Here is a 23,672-nt window from a genome sequence, read left to right as displayed (position 1 = left end):
TCTCATTTATAGAAGCACCCTTTTCTTCATTTCAAAAAATGTATGACTGTTTCTGCAAATCTATCTGCTTCCTCATAATGAGGTGAATGACCGCTCTCTTCAAATACGATATACTTGCCGTTTCGGGCATCTTTATTAAATGTTTTAATTTGTTCTTCACACGTTACTACATCATGTTTTCCTACTATTAATAACATTAGATTTTGTACATCTTTTATTTTTGATAATAATGATGTATGACATGCTCCCTCTAATTTTAATCTATCAAAGTGAATTTTGGAGCGATTTGAAAATATTTCCCACTCTTCATCACTGTATAAACTCTCATCTGTCCTATTTTCCTTATTATTGTAAATCTCCATTCTTTTTTCTTCTAATTCAGCGCTTAATCTTATATAAGCTTCTAACAACTCTTCTGAACTAGCATCGCTAGATGAATAAGCAAAGCATTCTTTTGCTATTTCTTCTTTTCCATACTTTTTTAATAAATGTCCTGTCTTTTGTAACAAAGCCCTACTTGTTAATGCAAAATTAAAAGTTGGTCCTTCAAATATTATTTTCTCTATTGAACTTGGATATATCGACGCATAAAGCAATGCTACATATCCACCGAAAGAGTGTCCAATTATAGACCACTTCTCAATTTGTAATACTTTTTTTAATTCCTCACAGTCTTCAATCAAATCATTTAATCCAAAAGCTTCGTCTTCAGTTATTTCTTCTGAGCGACAAACACCTCTTTGATCTATCATAATTACATATAGAGAATCTTTTAAACGTTCCGCTTGATGAAATGAAAAATCATAACAACTTTCTCCTGGTCCACCATGCAAGTATAAGACTGGCTTATTTTTAGGATTTCCATGTGTTTCAACGTATAGCTTTTTCCCTCTAATATTCATGTATTTCCCTGCTTCTATCAAATTTTCCTTTATGATCACCACCCCCCTTTTTTACTGAATATTATAACATTTAATATTAAATAATTCCTATTACATTTAAGAAGACGATAATTATTGCAAGTGGTGCTACAAATCGAAGTAAAAATGCCCAACAAGTAAATACTTTCTTTCCATAATTTCCACCTACAAAAAACTCTGCTTCTAGTACCTTCTTCTCCATTTTGAATGAAACGAAAATACTAATAAATAGTGCTCCAAGTGGCATTAATATATTACTAGATAAAAAGTCTACTGCATCAAAAATATTCTTTCCGAAAATCGTAATATCACTCCATAATCCAAATGATAACGCTGATGGTATACCTACCAAGAAAATGCCGAAACCGATCATCCATGATAATTTCGTTCTCTTTTCTTGTTCACCATTTGCTAATGCTGAAACAACAGTTTCTAGTAGAGAAAATGCTGATGTTAATGTCGCAAATGTAAATAGTGCAAGAAATACTGTTAAGAAAAATCCACCGAATGGAATTTGACTAAATACAGATGGTAATACGATAAATAGTAATCCAGGTCCTTCTGTTGGCTCCATTCCTAATGAAAATACGGCTGGAAAAATAGCAAGACCTGCAAATAATGAAACAAATAAATTTAATCCAACAATTGTTATTGCTGATTTTGGTAAACTTTCTTTTTTATTTAAATAGGAACTATACGTAACCATAATTGAAATCCCGATACTAATTGCAAAGAATGATTGCCCCATTGCGAACAAAATACTTTCCGAAGTAATCTTTGAGAAATCTGGTTGTAAGAAAAACTTCACACCTTTCATTGCATCATCAAGTGTTAACGAACGAATAATAAGAGCGACAAATAAAACGAACAATGCTGGCAACATATATTTACTTGCTTTTTCAATTCCGTTTTGTACACCCTTTGATACAACCCATATCGTAATGAACATAAAAGCGAAATGTCCCATAATAGCCCAAGCAGGATTCCCAATTGTTTCAGTAAATAATGTACCGTAATTTTGTCCTGGAGTAATCAGTTGTCCAGTTATTCCTCTGAATAAATAAATTAATACCCATCCACCTACAACACTATAAAACGAAAGTAGTATAAAACAAGTTCCAACACCAAGGCGTCCAATCCAATGCCATCCCGTATTTGGTGCGATGCTTTTAAATGCTCCAACTGCTTGTTTCTGCGTACTGCGTCCAATCATAAATTCAGCTATAAGTAGCGGTAGTCCAATTAAAACAGTAAATAATATAAATATTAAAAAGAACGCTCCTCCCCCACTCTTCCCAGCGATATAAGGGAACTTCCATATCGCACCAAGTCCAATTGCTGATCCGGCTGCCGCCATTATAAAACCTAATTTCGAAGTCCATTGCTCCGTCTGTTTCATCTCATTTTCCTCCTAATTAAATCTTTTTATATAAATAAATAAATTTTATAAACCTATTCAAATAAACCCTCCATTTCTTCTTCCATATAATAAAAAAATGGCCTAGCATCTCTATATAAAGAGACGCTAAGCCATTTACTTAACGCGGTACCACCCTTATTGATTCCATTATGAATCCACCTTAGTAGTAATCGTTTGATTACAAACCTAATATCGAAGGTTAACCGTTAAGATTTACTAAGAATGTAATTCCGTTCCACCTTACTGCTCCTAGGCGAGTTCAGGATGTTATTTGACTATGTCACACCAACCCATAGCTCTCTGTACAAATACATGACCTTACTACTCCTATTCAACACATTTTAATATTTAGAATATATTTTCTTTTGAAATTAATATGAAGTATATCTGTTATATTTGTAACTGTCAAGGGTATATTGATTTTTTTGTCGAAATGGTTCATATTTCAACTGACTTTTACTAAGCTTATTAGAAAAAGAAAGAGTCTATATTTTCACCTTTTCAAACGAACTATAAAAAAAGAATCTTCGCGATAATCGCGAAGATTCTTTTTACGGTATGAGACGAGTACAATCTCTCGGAAAAGCACTCGCCTCTCGTACATTTGTTAATTCTAAAAGTTTATATACAACCCTTTCTAACCCAATTCCGAAACCTCCATGTGGTGGACAACCATATCGAAATGTATTTAAATAAGATTGAAATTTATCTGGGTGTAATCCTTTTTCTTTAAACGAAGCGAGTAACATTTCATAATTATGAATTCGCTGTGCCCCTGACGTTATTTCTAATCCTTTATATAATAAGTCGAATGAATCAGTAATAGCTGGATTCTCTTTATTCGGCATCGTATACATCGGTCTCGCTTTTTTCGGATAATGCGTAATAAAAACAAATTCACTATTATATATTTCCTTCACATATTTCCCTAGTAACTTTTCACCTTCTGTATCTAAATCCCCTACAGGAGATTCTTTACGATACTTACTTTTCAAAATTTCTTGTGCTTCTAACAATGTAATTTTAGGTATTTCAGTAATAACAGGTACTTCTATTTGTAATAGTTGTAGTTCTATTTCACATTTTTTCGCTACTTGTTGAAACATATATCGTAAAACATCCGTTTCTAGTTGCATCACTTCATAAAAATCATGAATAAAACCAAGCTCTACGTCTAACGATATATATTCATTCAAATGACGGGAAGAATTATGATGTTCCGCTCTATATACAGGTGCAATTTCAAAAACTCGTTCTAACCCACCTGCCACCATCATTTGCTTATAGAACTGTGGTGATTGTGCTAAATAAGCTTCTTTTTGGAAGTATGGAAGCTTAAAAACATTTGCTCCTCCTTCTGCCCCTTGCGAAACAATTTTCGGCGTAAATATTCGTGTGAAATCGTTCTCTATAAGAAATTCACTAAAGCTTTGAACGAGTGTAGATTTCACTTTAAAAATCGCTGCGGTTCGCTCATGCCTTAATGATATTACTCGCTCATTAAGTAGTTGATCTAAGCCAACTTGTAACTTCTTTTTATTTATTTCAAATGGAAGTGGCTCTGCACCGTTTATTACTTTCACTTCATGAGCAAGTACTTCAACACCCAATTCTGTTTTCGATGTTTCGACTATTTCACCAATTACGTGGACGACACTTTCTACATCAACTTTATATCCAGCCAATTCATTTTCTAATACACATTGAATTACTCCTGTTCTGTCCCGTAATAATAAAAAACTAACATTTCCAAGATGTCGAATCTTTTTTACCCATCCTTGAAGTAATACAACCTTTCCACTTTGCTTTGTACATTCTTTTGTGAGTGAACGCTTCATTATTGAATCCATTATTTTTCCCTCCAGTAATTTTATATTTATTTACGTTATTGTTGTCATCGTCATCATCCACGGTCACTCACCCCCTTTCAAAGAATACAAAAATCCGCCCCTATAAATAGGGACGGATTTTTTCCGCGGTACCACCCAAATTGTCATACTGACCATCTTAGCCCTGATAACGGTAGGTACCGTTTGCTTTTACTAATAATCACGTTCAAAGCAACACTCACAGGTGTCTTTCCATCATGCGGTATCGCAACCTTCCCAGCAACTGGCTGCTCTCTGTAGACCTTTGCACCATGTACTTTTCCTGATCATCACTTTTTATATTTACAGAGTATTCTAACTCCTCACCTTATAAAACGCAAGCTTTTTTTGAAACATTCTGGTTTTATAACTCCTAACTTCTTCTAAAGTGTGAAAAGTTAATTTTGTAATACATATTCTTATGTATTACATCCAAAATTACACCTTTAATATTTTCCAATTTTTACATAAAAACTAATTCATTTACGCATATTAATAAAAATTTTAACGCGAGGTGTGTATATGCAAAAAGCAATTAGTTTCTTTCTCCTTTTGTTTTGCTTAATTGTAGTAAACGAAACGTATGCCTATTCACCAAAATCTTTACCAATCTCTCAAAACTCTGATCAATGGCAAGTGAATATTGATAAACCGAAAAAAACAAACAAGAATATGCTTCAAGCTAAAAAAGATGAATTTCAAACATATCATTTTTCAGTAAAGAATGTCGGGAATAGTGAAGTATATAATGTAAACGTCGAAGTATTCCGCAACGAACCAAATAAGAAAACGAAATATGAACTCTTTTCCCTAAAGGAAAGTCGTTTGGCAAGTGGAAAAACTGGATTTGAACACGCTAATTTACCCGTTGCTACAAAAGCAGATGAAGTTGATGTTATTATTACATGGCAAGAACACCCATTCCGATCGATGCGAAATGGTCAAAAAGTTGAATCTAGAAAATTTAAAGAGCATTTTGTTTTTAAAGAAGCTAAAAAGTAAATGGGATACGGATATATTCACACTATCATTGATATAGCTTTATTTACTAGTACCAGTTCGTAAGCAAATTAAAAAGTCGTGGCTTATAAATGCCACGACTTTTTATATTAATTCGTACTAATGCCTCTCGCTGCCCAAATGCGATCGATATCAGCAGCATGTTGTCCGCCATATAAAAGAGCATCCGCTTGCTTAATCGCTTTTGCTCCATCACTGAATTTAGAGTTTGGTGTTAATGACCAGTGCGATTGTAAAATAATTTTCGTTGCTACATCACGTCCAAATGCTTGTGCCATTTCATATTGGCCTTGTGCCCAAATTTCCCCATCATCATGTACCTCATTTGTAATATCTTTCGGATACACTTTATTCGTATCTAATCGGCGTAAGCACGTCGGATCTGAACTAGAATAAGCAGTCGCATCCCATTCTCCAACACATGCTTTACCATATCCAGTAGTCGATACTGCATCTTCATATGTAGCACCTAAGAAGTCGCCAAATCCTTCTCCCATCGCTCCACCTTCTGCTGAACTACCAAAGCCAGGAACTTGGTTATCTTGAATCGAATGCCCATACTCATGTGCGATAATACCAGCATCTTCTGCATCATCAACACCGCCAGTACCGAAAGTTAAAGCTTTTGTTGATGGAGAATAGAATGAGTTATCATCAGTTGTACCATTAACATTCACTTTTATCGAACGGTTATTAATATTTTTAAAACCTAGACTTTGAATGTAACGTTGCAATGTGTCGATATGATAGTACGACATAACATCTTCAAAGCTATCATTTGCGCGTGTATAGTTAAATTGTAAATTCGTAGATTTTGTTTTCGCTTTTGAAGAAATCGTTACATATTCTCCAATTAAAAATCCTGTTCCATCTAAACCTTTTAACGTAACAGTTTTCAGTTGGTTCGTTAGAGCTGTTGAATCTGCATCGTTATTATCTTTTAAGCCTACTTTACTACCGCTAGATACGACTGGGTTAGGTAAAAATACTTTTCCTGACCCTTCAGCTTTTCGGTTTATATCAACCTTTTTAATTAACTTTCCATTTTCTGCATCAATAAATGTTTCCCATGCACCAAATGGATTATTAGAATGGACTACAACTTTATATACTGGACGAGCAATTCCTTCTTCAACAATATATCCGAACTCTTTATCTGTAGGAGCCCATAAATTTTGCTCACTTGCTTCTCCAACATACGCCATTGATTTTTGTATTGCATCTTTTTCACTAATTTTTGTCGTTACTTCCTTCACACCTGTAACAGGCTGATAATCAGAAACAGCGAGTACTCCCTTTCCCTCTCCGTTAAGCGTAACTGTTATTTGTTTTGAAAATACAGGTGCACCATTAACAACTTGTTGGAACCTAACATATGAAGCTACTGATGTTTCTGTTGTAGAAATATATTGCAAGTCTGAAAGATCTGTTTTCAATCCATACTGCGCAGCATTTTCTTTTAAATATTCAGTTGCTTTTTTCTGTGGCGAATAAGCTTCTAACTTTACTTGCTGTTGTTTTTCCAATGCCGAAACCGTAGAAATCGTCCCCATTACTAACGGCACGGTCATTGCCATTGCCACCATTTTTTTATTAAACATAGAACCACTCCCCCTAATAAAGTAGCTCAACCTTATCCCATTACCACTAGGCAATCATTCCCCGCAAAACGGATGGATAAAAATTGAATCTACGAGTAATTCTCTATGAACACTTCTATTACCTTTCCATTTAGGGTAAGTGAAATTTTCTCAATATTTATGTATGAATTGAACACAATACTGTAGAAATATATTTCTACGGTATTGTGTTCGGTACGCTATGAAAAAAGACAATTGCTAGTGGTCCTATCGAATGGATTATGAGGAAATTAGCCGGATAAATTTCCATCATACAAAAAGGAAGTTGGAATCATTCCAACTTCCTTTTTTCTTTAATTAGCTGCACTTAATTTAATTCTAAGTTTTGTTTCACCTAAAGAAAGTTCATCGTCTTCGTTCGTTAAGTGACCAAATGTAAATTGTTTAACGAGTAAGTTTTCTTCCAATAAATCTTTATGGTTCGTTAACGTTCGCTGTAGCTCTACTTCTGTATCAAGAATAACATCGACTCGTAAATTAACTGGTAAATTCAACTGTTTACGATATTCTTGAACCGCACGAATGAATTCACGCGCTACTCCTTCTTGCAACAATTCTTCCGTTACATTCGTATCTAACATAACTGTATATTGTCCGTTAGTCGTATTAGAGAATCCTGATTTTGCAACTTTCTCAACTAGCACATCTTCAGCAGTTACAACTACTTCTTCTCCTGGTGTTGCTTCGTAAACTGCTCTTCCTGTTGATACAAAGTTTTGCACTTCTTCTTGTGATAATTGTTTTAGCCAACCATTCACTGCATTCACATTTTTACCGAACTTCGGCCCCGCTGTTTTAAAATTAAGCTTCAATTGATATGATGTGTATTTTGTTTCATCGAGTTCAACATGGAACGCTTTTACATTTAACTCATCCATAACGATATCACGATAAGATTCCCAATCCATATCATTCTCGTTATGCTCAAGTAATACAAGTTCTGCTAGCGGCTGTTTTACTTTTAAAGAATGCTGATTACGGTTACTTCTTCCAAGTTCAACAACTTGTAAAACAGCATCCATTTCCGCTTCTAATTTCGGCTGAAGTAATGATTCATTTACAACTGGATAATCGGCTAAATGAACGCTGCTTCCTTCTAAATTCAGATGAATGTCTTCCGCGACAAATGGTGTAAATGGTGCAATTAATTTACTAATTGTTACAAGTACTTCATGAAGTGTCTCATACGCAGCTACTTTCTCAGCGTTCATACCAGATTCCCAGAAACGATTACGTGAGCGTCTTACATACCAGTTACTCACTTCATCTACAAGTGCTGCAATTTCACGAGCTGCATTCGTAAATTGATAATCATCAAGTGCCGTTCTCACTTTTTTCGTTGTACTATGCAATCTTGATAATACCCATTCGTCTAATTTCGTAAGCTTTACATCATACGTTTCTTTCGGATTATACTCATCTAAATTTGCATATAAAACGTAGAAGCTATACACATTGACTAATGTATCTACAAATTTAGATTTCGCTTCCAGTACTGTTCTTTCAGAAAAACGCTTCGCATTCCACGGGGCACTATCAACAAGTAAAGCCCATCTTAGCGCATCTGCACCAAATTTATCTACTAAATCAACTGGGTCTAGTGCATTTCCTTTGCTTTTAGACATTTTCTGCCCTTCTTCATCTAAAACATGCCCTAGTGATAACACTCGTTTATACGGTACTTTTCCTGTATATAGTGCTGATACTGCTAATAAACTATAAAACCAGCCGCGTGTTTGATCAATTCCTTCTGCAATAACATCCGCTGGAAACTGCTCTTCAAATAACTCTTTATTTTCAAATGGGTAATGATATTGTGCAAATGGCATAGAACCACTATCAAACCAAACATCAATTACTTCTGGTGTACGATTCATTGTTCCTCCGCATTTCTCGCAGCAGACTTGCACTTCATCTACATACGGCTTATGCAATTCCAAATCTTCCGGTGTTTCTTTCGTACTATGCTTTCTTAATTCGGCAATGCTCTTCGGTGCGAACTGATGATTACAACTTTCACATTCCCACACGTTTAATGGTGTTCCCCAATATCTATTTCGGCTAATATTCCAGTCCACCATATTTTCTAAAAACTTACCAAAACGTCCATGTTTCATATGATCCGGATACCAAGTAACAGAATCATTATTTTGTAAAAATGTATCTTTAATTGCAGTTGTTCGGATTAACCAACTTTCTCCTGCATAATAAAGTAGTGGTGAATCACAACGCCAGCAATGCGGATAGCTATGTTCATATTTTTCTTTATGATACAGTAAACCTTCCTTCGCTAAATAACGAACGATATCCACGTCACAATCTTTTACAAATCTCCCTTTCAAAAATGGTACCGCTTCTGTATACTCACCTTTTTCATCTACAACGTGCAAGAATGACAATCCTTCACTTTGAACGACTCTATAATCGTCCTCTCCATATGCTGGAGCAATATGAACAAGTCCTGTACCACTATCTCCCGTTACAAAATCTGCTGCAATAACGCGGTAACCATTTGTAACTTCTTTCATCGGAAATGGCGCTGTATAAGATGTGTTTAATAATTCTTCGCCTTTATGAACAGATAATACTTCATAGTTCTCTTTTAATACTTCTTGTACACGTTCTTTCGCAACAATGTATACATGACTTTCTTGTTTTGCTTTAACGTATTCCATATTTGGATGGACAGTAAGCGCAACGTTTGCTGGAAGTGTCCAAGGTGTTGTGGTCCAACCTAAGAAATACTCATTTTCACTATCTTTCACTTTAAACTTCACAGTTGCACTTAAATCTTTTACTGTTTTATACCCTTGTGCAACCTCATGTGAGCTCAATGAGGTTTGGCAGCTTGGGCAGTATGGTGAAACTCTATGTCCTTTATATAACAATCCTTTTTCATGGATTGTCCCCAAAATATGCCATACACTTTCGATATATGGATTCTTTAAAGTTACATATGGATCATCCATATCTACCCAATAACCAATACTTTCAGTGAATTCACGCCACTGCTTCTCATATGTGAAAACACTCTCTTTACACTTTTGAATAAATGGTTCAATGCCATATTCTTCGATCTCATGTTTACCAGAAATACCAAGTTGCTTCTCAACGCCTAATTCTACAGGTAAACCATGTGTATCCCATCCCGCTTTTCTTAACACTTTATAACCAGCCATCGTTTTATATCTTGCTACTAAGTCTTTAATTGTTCGTCCAAGTGCATGACCTACATGCGGTAGTCCGTTCGCCGTTGGTGGTCCTTCATAAAATACGAAAGACTGTGCGCCTTCTCGATTCTGAATTGATTGTTCGAAAATATTTTGTTCGTTCCACTGTTTGCGAATTCGCATTTCTCTTCCTACAGCTGATTCTTTTACATCTACTTTTTCCATATACAATCACTCCTTTGAATATTTTAAAGCACACAAAAAACCCGTCCCTATAAAGTAGGGACGGGTTTACCCGCGATACCACCCTAATTCTATTAGCTTTTTCACTAATAGCACTTAGCAACGTACTATCATACGTGTTCTTTGTAACGGTAGACATCCGTCCGGGCTTACTTACTTTCAGCCTCGGCTCCTCGGAGATGATTTTCAAATAACGTCTGCACACCGGCTTTCAGCAATATACCGGCTCTCTGGAGAGCAGCTCACTATTTTACTCTTTCTCGTCTTCAGATTTGTATACTTTGTTAAAAGTTATTTTATGCCATTTAGCAACTAATTGTCAACTAATTCAAAATATATCCTTATCTTTTTTCCCTATTCTTATACAATTACTTTTCAAATTCTCGCAATGCTGCTAAATTTTCATCATCCTCAATAAGTTCAGCAAAGAATCCCGATTCATCCTCACGAAGGACAAATTCAAGCTCTTCCTTCGCCTCTTCATTTCTATTTAACTGCGCTAAATAACAAGCACGATCATATCTTGCTAACAAATCACTCGCGTCAATTATTAATACTTCATTTGTTATTTTTTCTGCCTTTATCGTTTGACCGACACCATGATATGAAGATGCTAAAGAAAGAAGAATTGCTGTTTCATTTGGATGATGTACAGAAGCATTTTCTAATACTTGAATTGCCTCTTCAAACCTTTCTTGACTTTGATATATTTCTCCTAAAGCAAGAAATGCTCTACTTACAAACGGTGTTTGCTCTGTTAATTGTAAGATAATCTTTTCTGCTTTTCTTTCTTCCCCTGCTTTAAAGAATACTTGTGCTTGCAGAAGAAGAGTATCATAATCATCTGGTAGTTCTCGAACCATTTGTTTCGTTAATTCCAAAGCATCTCTTAACATATCTTCTTCCTCGCACTCAACGAAAAGATTTACAAGTTGCTTCGCTACGTCATAATCCCATTTATTTTCTAGTGACGTGTGTAGAATCTCTATTGCTTCTTTATTCATCTCGACATTCTCATAAAATAGCGCAAATCGCTGTGCTGCCATACTATTTTTCGGATTTAACTTTAAAGAGATTTCATATAAATCAATTATCATAGTAACCATTGAAATTTCTTTCGCACGATTTTTCATACGATAAAAAGCTCTCGTAATGATAGATCGTTTCGGCTGTTCATGCAGCTGGCGTTCAATCCATATTTCCGTAACCGCAGCTGCAGCATACATGAATGCTGTACTTCTTTCTGCTTTTTTCACCTTTAACGTATGAAGAAAATCTCGTATGTTAGACAATTTTTTATGTTGCTCTACTGCTTTTACATAAACATCAAATATACGTTCATTATCAAAATCTTTTTGTATTACTTTCATTGCAACTTCAATTGCTTTTACATTTCTTTTTTTCACTAATACTTTTGCATAATGATATAGTACTTCTATATGCTCACCATCTAATTGTAGCGCGTATTCAATCTGTGCTTGTTCTTTATCTGTTTCATTCATCGCTCCGTACACATATGCAATCGCATCTAAACGCCATATTTCAGGTACTTCGTCCGCTAATTGTTCTAGTTCAATCAGCAATTCTTCCTGAAGGTTCATTTCTACTGAAAGCTGTGCCAAATATTCCATATTAATATGCAACGGCTCTTCTTTCATCGCCTGAACCATATGACTTTGTTCTTTAGAACGGTTTTCTTCTTTTTCGTATATTTCCGCAAGCTGTAAATGTACACCTACGAAATTCCCATCAAGCTCTAAACATGTTTCATACGCCTGCTTTGCTTCCGTCAATTGCCCTAATGCCATAAGTGTTTCGCCAATTCGGTAATACGGTAATGCCGTTTCCATTTGTTCTATCGCCTTATTATATCTTTTCATCGCTTGGCCGTACTGTCCAATAGATTCATACAAAATACCTGCATAACAACCGTACTCACTTACTTCATTTCTTTCTTTGTGTAACGTTCTTAAAAATGCTATACCTCGTTGTACAAATTCCGTTCCTTTAATTCGATTCACATATTCATCTAACGCACTTGCTACATTATAATCACTTTTCTTTATACCATTTTCTAACTTAGATAGCGCTACTTTAAATCCTTCTTCATTTCCACCAAGTTCAATTTCAGCATCCCATAAAACCATTCCTGCATTCATGAGGAAATCTTGGCTCTTTTCAATTTGCTTCTCAAGACCAAGAATATATTCTTTTGCTTCCTTATATTGTTCTCTTGCCATATAAACTTGTGTAAGTCCGAAGTGAGAATAAACATCCTCATCATTTTCTTCTAAAGCACGCTTATACAATACTTCTGCTTCTTCCAAGCTATCATTTTGAAAATGATAGTCACCTAATTTTACGTAAAGAGGTGCTTTATCATCACAATTCTCAATACCGTTTAATAAAATTTCTTTCGCACTTTCCTCATCCTTCAAATCAGATTCGTATATTTCCGAAAGTTTCGTATAAATGTAAGGTGCATTACTATCCAAATGAATCGCTACTTTAAGCCCTTTTATTGCTAAATATAATTTCCCTAGTTGATGTGCACATCTCGCTCGTTCATACCATACATGCGCTTCATATTTATACTCTTTTAACAAGTCATTAAAGATTTCATATGCTTCTTCATATCTTTCTAAATCTATTAATATTAAACCGTGATTTGTTAAAGTGAACCTTTCAGGACTACGCTCTAACGCAACTTGAGAGTATTGCAATGCTTTTTCAGATTGATCAATATACATATAGGATAAAGCGAGAAAACTCCAAGCAATAGGCTGATCTGCGTCTAATTGTAACGATGAACGAAAGCTTGAAATCGCTTCTAGATAACTTTCCTGTTCAAACGCATATCTTCCGTTTATTAAATGATATAAAGCACGATTATTTTTCTTCTCAACGCTTGTCAGCATTTGCTCCGCTTTCTCTACTTCTTGAAGACGAATAAAACACTGTGCACCATGCAATTTAACAAAGTCCGAGTTCGGAAACTTTTCCATTAACTTATCAATACAATATAAAATAAATTCTTTATCTACTTCAACATCTAAGTGCTTTATCGTATATAACCACGTATTTGGATTATCACTCGTTTCTTTTAAAAATTGTACTAAGTTACTAATTCCCTCTTTGTCATGTTCATCTAAATGATCCGTAAGAGAAAAAATAGATTTAAAGTAACGATTTTCTTCTTCACTTAGAAACGCTAGTTGCTCCTTCTTTTCTTTCGGAACAAACGTGATTGCTAAACAGCCTGTATAACGATATTTTTCTTGTAATTTACTATATTCCACAAGAACTGGTTCTATAAAGTTTGGATCTTGAACATAGAAAGCTTGCAATGTATCATCATATCCAGATAGAACTTGTACGTGTGAAGCATGCTCAATATCTATACTTAATAAAACAGGAATTCCTTCGTCAATCAGTCTCTTATAATTCTCTTCATTCCCTTTAAAATAACGATATTCATAACCTAATTCTTCTAAATAAGAAACAGTATCTGAAAACTTCGAACCTGTCATATCAAAAATAAACTCTGCTATTTCATCTTGTGTACGTTTCTCTCCCCATATACGCAACATCATCTCTAAGCTTGTCGGAACACAATAATTATCCTTTTGTACAATAGGAACTATCGGCAAGTGAACCTTTTTTCCATCCGGATTTTTTTCTAAATTATGATATAAAGATTCTTTTAAACTCTTTTCTTCTTTTAATAGTTTTTGTAAATCTGCAAATTTATTCATTTTGTACAGCGCTTCTGCACGTAAATGTACAAAGTAAGTATTATAGGCATGATATGGCAGCTGAGTATTTATGTTATCTATTACCGCTAACATCTCTTCATATTGCTCTAAATCTAATAAATACTTTATCTTCTCAAAATGAAAATATGGTACTTGTGGGAATTTTACAATCGCATCATCGATTAACTGTATCGCGCGTTTTTGTTCTCCTTTATTCGCATACAATTGTGATAATAAATAGGTAGATAACTCTTCACAATCTTCATGCTGCATGCCAGCAATAAATTGTTTTTCCGCTTTCTCCCATTCACCTGTATGCATATAAACGTAGCCCCATTTATCAAACACTGCGCGTGCACTGTACTCCTCTGCTTTTTGCATATACATTAACGCTTCTTCGTTTCGTTTCATTTCTAAAAGACATCGTACTAACGTAAAATATGTTTTCGCTAAAAAATCTGCATCTATTTCTTCTTTACTTAACTCTTCTAAAGAAGATTTTAACAACTGCTCCGCTTCAAGAATTTTCCGCTCATCAATTAACTCATCACAATATAAAGAGAGCGTTCTCATATTTGGGAATTTTTTATAAGCGTAACGAATGAGGAATGAACTGTATTGGTGCATAAGCCCTTCATCAGTAAGGCGAATTAATATATCGAACTCCTTATGCGAAGGAATATTGGCAAGCCAATTCTTCACAGAGGATAAAGTATTCGTTTCTTTTATATATGCAATTTCATTATTTATTTCCTGTAATCCATCTACAAATCTCTTGTCTTTTAAACAAGTTTCTAACTGCTTAAAATCTAGCATGCATTCACCTCGAATTTATATTTAAACTGCTACTTGCTTAGATTTTACACACCATATAGTATGTATTCAACTAAAATCTCTTATAATAGATGTTATTAATTAATATTATTCAAATTTATAACAAAATATAGTAAAAATGATTGTTTTTCTCCGTATTTTGTTTAATTATATGGAATAACGTAACATGCGGTTTTAATCTTGTAGAAGCTGAAATTAGTACATAAAATTATATCGGCGATAATTCAAATATATCAGCGATTCTTTCATTTTATCGGCGATTTTCAAATTATATCGACCGATTCTTAACATATATCAGCGATTATATGTCGAATATCGACTTATCGACATTAAACGACAAGCCTTATACATCATACCTTTTAACAAACTATGTCACCAAATGTAATTTTCATATTGGGAGCGTATACAAAAGAAGAATACACATGAAATATTTTAAAAAATCGTAGTTCAGCTTCATATTGAGCTAGCGCATTATCATATGTTAATCCTCTGGCTATTAAACGTTCTACAAATTGTTGCTTATCACCCGGATCACCTGCAATCCCCTCTTCTTTTAATGATTGATACAAATCGTTTTTATCATTGTGATGCATATTTGAATCTAAAAAGTTCACTTTATCGCTTACTCTACATTCAATATTTTTCACACCTAATTCACTTAAATATATCGGTATTTTCATGCCTATATTGCCATCTTTACCATTTCTTTGCGTATCACTTTCAAATAATTTCTGCAAAACACCTAGCTGAATAAATTCCGATTGTTTCTCCCCATCTAGTAAATAAGAAGCCATATTAGAAATCCAATGTGGTTCAAAACAGATTATTTTTCCACCCTTTTTAACTGAATGTATCATTTTTTGTAGCATTGTTTCTGGAGTAGTCATATGTAATAAGAAAGCATGACAGATTGCTATATCGTATTTATCGTTCAGTTCAATTTCTGTAGCATCTCCTTCAAGAAATTCTGAATCATACGGAAGTAAACGAAACAACTCTCTGGCTTCAGCTAATAATGTTTCTCCACTATCAATACCTGTATACTTTGAACCTTCTGGGAGTAATGGCATTAATACTAATCCTAAATAACCATATCCACAACCGTAATCAACGATATGTACAGGCTTAGTAATCTTCCAAACTGTATTTACTAAAAAGCTTACATAATCGTCGTTGTAATATAAATCTCTCGTGTTTTTTAAATATGTTAGTTTATTGTTCCAATCATACGTTTCCAACATCTAACGCCTCCTTTTATATACAAAACTAAAGTTCTCTATATAATAGCCGTATTCCTACACTTTTCTTAAAATTTCAAAGCAAAAAAACTAGTGTATTTTTAATAATACACTAGCTTTTTATTTGGAATAAAAATTTAACAAGTACAATCACAATCAAAACAATCCGTACAGTCTAAATCGTCACAATCTGCTTTTCTCTTTCTTTTGTTTCTCTTAAGATAATAATACAGTAGCCCAAACAATAGTATACAAATAACAAAAGCTATTATTGCTTCTGTATACTTATTTTGAATCATAAAACCAATTCCACTTCCACCTGAAATAAAAATTAGAATTAAGTAAATCCAGAACATCTATGTAAATACCTCCATTACTATATATCTTAAGATAATATCCATATAACACTAGAGGAAATGAATAATCCCATACCATTACCGCTTAATACACCAGTAGTTATTCTTAGCAAATTTGAGCTACTTCTCCATTTCCACTTTTGGGTGAACCCATCGATAAGTAACGGAATTTGAGCGAAAAATGATAGTATGATTGCCAAAAGAAATGAAGGTGTCATATAAAAATAAATTGGAAACATTAAAATACCAATAAGCATGCCTGTACAACGCGCACATAAAGGTATGTACTTTTGTAGTTTAAAAAAACTCCTATCTAATCTTCTATGACAAGGAATTTGTAAAATAAAAGTTCGAATCAATATGAATCACCCTCTCTAAAAAGATTTTAATTGATTTTGCAAAAAAAATATATATCCAATAAAAAAACAAACCAGGTTTATACTAGACCCAGTTTGTCAGTTTACTACTATGTTACATCTCCTCAGGTGGCTCCACCCCAAGTAAACGTAATCCTTCTTTTAATACAACCGTCACAGCATAAACCAATGCGAGTCTGCTGTCTTTTTCTTCGCTCTCTTCTAATATACGAACATTACCGTAATATTTATTGAATGATTGTGCTACATCTAATATATATTTCGAAATAATAGATGGCTCATTTTTATTGAAAGCTGCTTCAATTACTTGAGGGAATTTATTAAGTAATTTTACGACACTCCAGCTATAATCATCTTTTAAAGCAAACGTACATGTTTCAAATTCTACACTTTCTTTTCTTAAAATAGAGCAAGCACGTGCATGTGTGTACTGTACGTAAGGTCCTGTTTCTCCTTCAAATTTCAGCATATTTTCTAATGAGAATTCGATATTATGCATACGCTCATTTTTTAAATCGTGGAAGATGACTGCACCAACACCGACTTGCTTTGCTACTACTTCTTTTTGTTTTAAGTTTGGATTTTTCTCTTCAATATTCTGTTTTGCAAGTTCGATTGCTTCTTCGAGTACTTCTTCAAGTAAAATAACTCTTCCTTTACGTGTCGACATTTTCTTACCATCTTTTAAAATGAAGCCAAACGGTACGTGTTCCATACCATCAACCCAAGTATAGCCAAGTTTTTTTAATACGGTGAAAAATTGATTGAAATGTAAGCTTTGTTCTGGACCAACAACATATAGCGCTTTATCAAACCCATAAGTGTTTTGACGATATAAAGCTGCCGTTAAGTCACGCGTTGCATAAATCGTCGCACCATCTGATTTTCTAATTAAACAAGGCGGCATTCCTTCTTCTTCTAAATTAACGACTAATGCACCTTCTGATTCTTCAAGCAACTCATGTTCTTCTAAAATCCCAATAAAATCTTCCATTAAATTATTATAAAATGCTTCTCCCTGAAAATTAGTAAATTCTACGCCGAGAAGTTCATAAATGCGAGAAAATTCTTTAAGGGACTCATGACGGAACCAATTCCAAAGCTCTACCGCTTCTTCATCACCTTCTTCTAATTTCTTAAACCAAGCACGTCCTTCTTCTTCTAGTTCTTCGTCGTCTTTTACCTCTTCATGGAATTGGACATATAACTTAAATAGCTCACGTATTGGATCTTCTTTAACTACTGCTTCATTTCCCCATTTTTTATAAGCCGTAATTAACTTTCCAAACTGTGTTCCCCAATCTCCTATATAATTAATCCCTACAACTTCATAGCCACATTTTTCAGCGATATGTTTCAGCGAATTTCCTATCATTGTAGAACGTAAATGCCCCATCGAAAAAGGTTTCGCGATATTAGGAGAGGAATAATCAATTACTACTGTTTTTTCACAGCCAAAGTGGTTTTGACCGAACTCTTCTTTCTCCGCTAAAACTGTTTTTAATACTGCATCACTTACAGTTTCACGATTGAAAAATACATTTACATAAGGACCAACGGCTTCTACTTTCGTAAAAAACGGATCATTGAATTTCTCAGCAACTTCCTTTGCGATAAGAGCTGGTGCTTTTTTATATTGCTTCGCTAATGAAAAGCATGGGAACGCTACATCTCCAAATTCATCTTGTTTCGGTGTTTCAATTAAATCTAAAATTTGTTTTTGCGTTAATTCATTCGTGAAAATATTAGATAAACTTTCCACAAACTGCATTTTATAATCCATGATACAACCTCCTTATTTTTTAAAACACAAAAAACTCGTCTCTAAAAAAGAGACGAGTTTTAACCCGTGGTACCACCCTTGTTGTTCGTTACGAACCACTTTCCCGTTTATAACGAGGACAGGGGGCCTCGGCTTTCTCTACTATTCGTTCAAGAAGCATCTCCGAAGTGCGCTTCATCTTTTTCTTCCGTACTAGGCTCACACCATCCCTAGCTCGCTTTCCTTCTAAAAAAGACTACTCTCTTCATCACAGACAGTATATTTAATTAATTATTGCTTATTATACATCTTTTCAAACAATTAGCAAGGGTCAATTACACCAAAGTGAAACTTAGCACTTTTTCTTTTGTATACATAAAAATTGTGTTTTTCAAATCTAGAACTACGAAAATGATCTTTTAAAACGACACGTTTTCTCGCCACTCGTTTTGCCTCCGCAATTGTTTCATCAGTAATATCATGATACAAAGCGAAGTGTTTTAATCCTTTAATTCCGTCGGATTCTATGACAGTTTCTTCAAACATCGGATCAAGGTAAACGACATCGTAACTATTGTCTTCACATTGCGCTAAAAATGAAAAATGCTCCGTTTGCTTTACTTGAATTCTTTGCATTGCTTCATCAATTTCAGAAACGGATGAAGACCATGTTTTCAAACCATTTTCCATAATATAAGCCATATACTCATTGCCTTCAAGTCCTGTTACTTTTCCGCTTTCACCAACAACATAACTAGCTACAATACTATCTGATGCCATCCCGAGCGTACAATCTAACACTGTCATTCCTCTCTCTAATTGCGTGGCTTGTACAAACGGATCGTGTTCTCCACGCATTAACCTTTTCACACGAAACATCGCTGAGTTCGGATGAAAGAAAAACGATTCTTCCGTACCTTTCGGATAAATAGCTAATCGGTTCTTCCCTACGACAAGCACATCTTGTTCATACTGCTCATGCAGCTTATGTACTGGTATGTCATTACGTTTAACGAAAGAAGCATTTAATTCTGCGGCTACCAGCTTTGCATAATCTGTCATTTCTTTATTCGTTCTTCCTGCTGTTGTTACGATCATTGTTTCACCTCTATATAAAGAAAAGAGGGAGATTTACTCTCCCCCTTCTTTAGCAATTCTTTTCGAAAGCTTGTTCTAAGTTCGTAATAATTTCGTCCATAGTTGCACCTTCAATTTCATGACGGTGAATGAAGTGAACAACTTCTTTTCCTTTTAATAATGCCATAGATGGTGAAGATGGAGGAATTTCTCCGAAGTATTCACGCATTTTTGCAGTAGCATCTTTATCTTGACCTGCGAATACAGTTACAAGATGATCAGGTTGTTTTTCAGCACGAACAACCGCTTGACCTGCTGATGGACGTGCTAAACCAGCTGCACAACCACAAACAGAGTTTACAACTACTAAAGTTGTACCTGATGTATTTTCCATAAATTCTGTTACAGCTTCTTCTGTAGTTAACTCTTCAAACCCAGAACGCACTAACTCTTGGCGCATTGGGATTACCATTTGGCGCATGTATTCTTCATAAGCATTTGACATCTTGTAATCTCTCCTTCAACTTTCATTCCAAATTCATCATATCACGCTCTATTAATAGGTGCAAAAGAAAGATAACGATGATTTCATTTTTTTGTAGGGATTTCACAAACCCCACCGCGGCAATGTCCCACTGGAACAAGTTTTCTATTATTAGCGATATAATCGTATACTTTACTTCCAAAACCAAGTACGATAGATAACTTTATAAAAGGAACTGCAAACCAATAAGATGGAACGGCCTTTGCTAATACATCTATGCTCTGAATACCGTCATACCACTTATTATTTTTTAAAATATACAGTCTTTGTTCCATCTTACTTTGTAGTTCTTGAGAAAGCTCATACTTCTCAACTACATCTTCATTTCGAAATGAAACAAATTTCATCTTACCCTTTTTATCTAATTTTTTCGTACGTTCTGCAACGGCCGTACACATCGGACACCAACTATCATAGAAAACAATCATGCATTATTCCCCTTTACGTGACTCCGTCATTTGTTTCCATACAGAACCTTTTGCTTCTTCTCCGCCTTCAATACGCTCTAATGCTAGACGTGCTTGCATCGCTACTTCAAACTCTGGATCATCTTGCGCTGCTTTTAATGCTGGAATCGCACTTTCATCTCCAAGTTCAAATAAGAACATCGCTGCACGCCAGCGTACTAATTTACTTGGGTCTTTCAGAGATTTAATCATAACGAACATCGCTGCCGGATCACCTACATCTGATAAACAATCTCCTGCAGTACGGCGAACACTTACAGAGCGATCTAACAACGCTTTATATAATAACGGTAATACTTCATCACCTTTTACCATACCTAAATACGCTGTTGCTAAGCGGCGTATTGAAACTTTTTCATCATCTAACGCCATCTTCAACACTGGAATATCTTCTTCAGTAGGATCCATTTGTTCTAATGCTGCAAAACGGTTTTTCCAGTCAGAATCTTTCATCATCTCTTCTGTTACTTTATATGGCTCACGCTTTTGAATCGTTACTTCAACAGCACCTGCTTGATTTAATAATTCTTTAACCGTTTCATTTACACGTTCTTCTGAATAAGCAGCAACAATCTCTTCCACTACTTCTTTCCCAATTTCTTCAAAATTACCGTAACGTGTACTTTGTTCCACCCATTTACGCTCTTTTACAACGTTTGGTGCAGACATTTGCACTTTCATAATTGATTCTTTAAAACGATCTGGTAAACCAACACGTTCTTCCGTCGTTCCATCTGTTAACTTTACTTGCATTGGAATTGTAAAGAACATTTGAACAAACACTTTCACTTCTCCAAAATGAGCAAGTTGTTGTTCTTCACTTTCTTCCACTACTTCTTCGCCGAAAACAGCACGAACTTGTTGTAATAAAACTTTCCAGTCATACTTCGCATTTCGCTCCACTGCTAAAAAGTCGGCTACATGATATACACCTTTAATGCCTTCAATTTTCAAAATTTCTTGCACTTGCATTGGTGCTTGTTCTTTATTTTCATTTGTATAATTATTACGCGCTCCTGATGGTAATACTTCATTCAAAATAACTTTCATTGTATTTGGACTTGGCGTCGGTTCAATTGCTTTAATCTTCACGTAAAAAACTCTCCTTTATTGCATGTTCTTAGCTGTATTGTAACATGTTATCACTCTATACTCCTACTCGGATGCTTAATTTTACTACTTTCTTCCCGCTACCATACTATTTCATTCTTTTTACATTTTAAATTAGGAACGGGATTTTAAAAGCTTTCGTTTCCGATGATTTTTATTTTTTATCCATTTCTTGAGGCATCGCCATTATTTTTGAAAAAAACACGCTAAGCAAAAAAATATAATAAGCTATCCATATGGATAGCTTATTTACATAATTTTCGTTATTGGAAGTTATTTATTTGCTAATAAATCTTCTGCGTAACATTTAATCATCATGTAACCTGCGTAACCGAACTGATCATACGTATCTGCTTCTTCTTTGGTCGCCTGTCTAAGTACTGAATATCCTTTCATTAACATACAATTCTCATCATGAACCATTTGTGAAGTGAAATACTCTGTTTCAATTCCATCTAATTCTAATGAACGATAGCCACTTATAAAACCATCCAATGCTGTTTCATGAATGGTTTTAATATGAACATCTATTTGTATTAACGTTTTACAACCTTTTAAATTCTCAGCCATAGGTGGGCTATCTCCGATCCAGTCCATCAAACCTGCTAAAAATCACCTTCTACTATTTGGATCTGTTTCAATTACTCTACCACATGCAAATTTACTGTTATCTAAAGGAATAGTCCAAAATTGTCCTGGTACTAAATAACGATTTGATTTTGGTTTAAATGGATAGTTTATACTCATTGTTCTCCCCATCTCTTTTTTATCTATTGTATAACATATTCATGTAAAGTTAACATAACGTCCTATTATCGGTAGCAACAAAAAGGAGGATTCCTTACTCTCAGAAGGAATCCCTTTTTTTATTTTCTATCACTCGATTCATCTTTTTATACATTCCTATCCTGTGATGGGTTTTACGATTCTCGTTTGTTACTGGATTAGCCAAAAAACGTTATAAAATTTTGTATACTCTTTACTTGTTTTTTCAAAAAAGCTGGCGGTATCCCCTCTTTAAGTTTATTAAAATACTTTCCACAATTTTTTCCGAAGCTATTACTTAAAATCACCTTTTATTACGATGCCCCCTCCCGCCTTCTCTCCAAAAAGGTAATACTCTCAATCACAACTTCAGTTCTATATATTCTCTTGCCTTGTTCATCATTGTAATTACTAGTCTGAATACGCCCTGTAATCCCAACGAGCGACCCCTTCTTACAATATTCAGCTACATTCTCAGCCGATTTGCGCCAAACGACACAATTAATAAAATCGACTTGTTGTTCACCTAAACTATTTCGAAATCCTCTATTCACCGCAACACATATTCGTGCATAAGCGACGCCTTGTTTTGTGTAGTATAATTCTGGCTCCTTTGTCAATCTACCGATTAATACAACTCGATTCATCATAAGTTATACCACCTCACATGTTTTTCTTCATTGTAAGGAGAAATGTTTGAATGGTAAAAAGCACAAAATGATATATCCGTAAGTAGAAAGTATTATTTTGGACCTTACAAAACAAAAAAAGAAACCATACATAGTTCAAACATGTATAGTTTCAAAATTTATTACACTTCAGTACAAGATATGTAATATCCTCCGCGAGCCATCTTTATTTCAGCACGGTACATTACATTTTCTAAGTAGAAAGTAATCTGTTTAACTTTACTCTCAAATTTTAGTCTTTCATTGCATTCAGCCGCATATCTCTCTATTGCTGAAGTAATGACTTTTGATGATGGATACGTTAAAGCATCATCTAGTTCTATGAAAAAACTTTTAGAAAATAGCTTTTTCATAATCCCTTTCTTCTCTTTCATCATATTCCATCCCCCCTTAACTCAAGTTACCAATATCCATATT

The 23,672-nt window shown here is 34.6% G+C and carries 19 protein-coding genes and 4 other annotated features; of the genes, 1 reads left to right on the top strand and 18 read right to left on the bottom strand.

Annotation, left to right across the window (positions count from 1 at the left end; genetic code table 11):
• Positions 1–26: 26 nt before the first annotated feature.
• From BHV55_RS10985 to aspS, 3 genes are all read right to left on the bottom strand, one after another.
• The gene (locus tag BHV55_RS10985; RefSeq protein ID WP_070757587.1) at positions 27–902 is read right to left on the bottom strand and encodes an alpha/beta fold hydrolase; all 876 of its coding nucleotides are present in this window, start codon (positions 900–902) and stop codon (positions 27–29) included.
• A 76-nt stretch (positions 903–978) separates the two neighbouring features.
• A complete protein-coding gene (locus BHV55_RS10980) occupies positions 979–2,319 on the bottom strand; it encodes a sodium-dependent transporter (RefSeq protein ID WP_070757428.1) in 1,341 nt (446 codons plus the stop codon).
• A gap of 116 nt (positions 2,320–2,435) precedes the next feature.
• Positions 2,436–2,684: a binding site (T-box leader), on the bottom strand.
• 207 nt (positions 2,685–2,891) lie between these two features.
• Entirely contained in the window at positions 2,892–4,190 is a 1,299-nt protein-coding gene (gene aspS, locus BHV55_RS10975; protein WP_000377345.1) for an aspartate--tRNA(Asn) ligase, read from the bottom strand.
• Between the two features lie 105 nt (positions 4,191–4,295).
• Positions 4,296–4,508: a binding site (T-box leader), on the bottom strand.
• A gap of 222 nt (positions 4,509–4,730) precedes the next feature.
• Here aspS and BHV55_RS10970 point away from each other — a divergent pair.
• A complete protein-coding gene (locus BHV55_RS10970) occupies positions 4,731–5,210 on the top strand; it encodes a hypothetical protein (protein ID WP_001167912.1) in 480 nt (159 codons plus the stop codon).
• A 107-nt stretch (positions 5,211–5,317) separates the two neighbouring features.
• Here the strand turns inward: BHV55_RS10970 and BHV55_RS10965 are convergent, their stop codons facing one another.
• The 15 genes from BHV55_RS10965 to BHV55_RS10895 all read right to left on the bottom strand — a co-directional run bounded on the left by BHV55_RS10965 (position 5,318) and on the right by BHV55_RS10895 (position 23,632).
• Positions 5,318–6,829 (bottom strand): M36 family metallopeptidase, encoded by a 1,512-nt coding sequence (locus BHV55_RS10965; RefSeq protein ID WP_000482274.1) that lies wholly within the window; start codon positions 6,827–6,829, stop codon positions 5,318–5,320.
• 332 nt (positions 6,830–7,161) lie between these two features.
• The gene (ileS, locus tag BHV55_RS10960) at positions 7,162–10,263 is read right to left on the bottom strand and encodes an isoleucine--tRNA ligase (protein ID WP_070757430.1); all 3,102 of its coding nucleotides are present in this window, start codon (positions 10,261–10,263) and stop codon (positions 7,162–7,164) included.
• 53 nt (positions 10,264–10,316) lie between these two features.
• Positions 10,317–10,557: a binding site (T-box leader), on the bottom strand.
• A 92-nt stretch (positions 10,558–10,649) separates the two neighbouring features.
• On the bottom strand, positions 10,650–14,852 hold the full coding sequence (locus BHV55_RS10955; protein ID WP_048567952.1) for a bacteriocin-processing peptidase family protein: 4,203 nt from the start codon (positions 14,850–14,852) through the stop codon (positions 10,650–10,652).
• Between the two features lie 377 nt (positions 14,853–15,229).
• The gene (locus tag BHV55_RS10950) at positions 15,230–16,108 is read right to left on the bottom strand and encodes a class I SAM-dependent methyltransferase (protein ID WP_033685790.1); all 879 of its coding nucleotides are present in this window, start codon (positions 16,106–16,108) and stop codon (positions 15,230–15,232) included.
• A 137-nt stretch (positions 16,109–16,245) separates the two neighbouring features.
• Positions 16,246–16,464 carry a hypothetical protein gene (locus BHV55_RS10945; protein WP_000498601.1) on the bottom strand — a complete coding sequence of 73 codons (219 nt, stop codon included), beginning with the start codon at positions 16,462–16,464 and terminating at the stop codon, positions 16,246–16,248.
• Between the two features lie 29 nt (positions 16,465–16,493).
• Complete coding sequence (locus BHV55_RS10940; RefSeq protein WP_000621475.1) at positions 16,494–16,823, bottom strand: DUF2085 domain-containing protein; 330 nt, start codon at positions 16,821–16,823, stop codon at positions 16,494–16,496.
• A 112-nt stretch (positions 16,824–16,935) separates the two neighbouring features.
• Complete coding sequence (argS, locus tag BHV55_RS10935; protein ID WP_070757432.1) at positions 16,936–18,624, bottom strand: arginine--tRNA ligase; 1,689 nt, start codon at positions 18,622–18,624, stop codon at positions 16,936–16,938.
• Positions 18,625–18,669: 45 nt separating this feature from the next.
• Positions 18,670–18,884 (bottom strand) — a binding site (T-box leader).
• A 40-nt stretch (positions 18,885–18,924) separates the two neighbouring features.
• Positions 18,925–19,701: a class I SAM-dependent methyltransferase gene (locus tag BHV55_RS10930; RefSeq protein ID WP_070757434.1), complete on the bottom strand. Its 777-nt coding sequence runs from the start codon at positions 19,699–19,701 to the stop codon at positions 18,925–18,927.
• Between the two features lie 49 nt (positions 19,702–19,750).
• Positions 19,751–20,185 carry a BrxA/BrxB family bacilliredoxin gene (locus BHV55_RS10925; RefSeq protein ID WP_000063706.1) on the bottom strand — a complete coding sequence of 145 codons (435 nt, stop codon included), beginning with the start codon at positions 20,183–20,185 and terminating at the stop codon, positions 19,751–19,753.
• An 83-nt stretch (positions 20,186–20,268) separates the two neighbouring features.
• Entirely contained in the window at positions 20,269–20,652 is a 384-nt protein-coding gene (locus BHV55_RS10920) for a thiol-disulfide oxidoreductase DCC family protein (protein WP_000634887.1), read from the bottom strand.
• Positions 20,653–20,655: 3 nt separating this feature from the next.
• Positions 20,656–21,783: a conserved virulence factor C family protein gene (locus BHV55_RS10915; RefSeq protein WP_000692580.1), complete on the bottom strand. Its 1,128-nt coding sequence runs from the start codon at positions 21,781–21,783 to the stop codon at positions 20,656–20,658.
• A gap of 291 nt (positions 21,784–22,074) precedes the next feature.
• On the bottom strand, positions 22,075–22,398 hold the full coding sequence (locus BHV55_RS10910; protein ID WP_000383793.1) for a hypothetical protein: 324 nt from the start codon (positions 22,396–22,398) through the stop codon (positions 22,075–22,077).
• 15 nt (positions 22,399–22,413) lie between these two features.
• Complete coding sequence (locus BHV55_RS27430) at positions 22,414–22,548, bottom strand: Imm26 family immunity protein (RefSeq protein ID WP_000026685.1); 135 nt, start codon at positions 22,546–22,548, stop codon at positions 22,414–22,416.
• A 332-nt stretch (positions 22,549–22,880) separates the two neighbouring features.
• Complete coding sequence (locus BHV55_RS10900; RefSeq protein WP_000982015.1) at positions 22,881–23,216, bottom strand: single-stranded DNA-binding protein; 336 nt, start codon at positions 23,214–23,216, stop codon at positions 22,881–22,883.
• 161 nt (positions 23,217–23,377) lie between these two features.
• A complete protein-coding gene (locus BHV55_RS10895) occupies positions 23,378–23,632 on the bottom strand; it encodes a DUF4318 domain-containing protein (RefSeq protein ID WP_000975131.1) in 255 nt (84 codons plus the stop codon).
• Positions 23,633–23,672: the final 40 nt, after the last annotated feature.

Origin of the sequence: Bacillus sp. RZ2MS9, assembly GCF_001816185.2 — a bacterium.
GTDB lineage: Bacteria > Bacillota > Bacilli > Bacillales > Bacillaceae_G > Bacillus_A > Bacillus_A cereus.
Note: the sequence above shows the minus strand (reverse complement) of the source record. Positions and strands in the feature narration are given on the sequence as shown.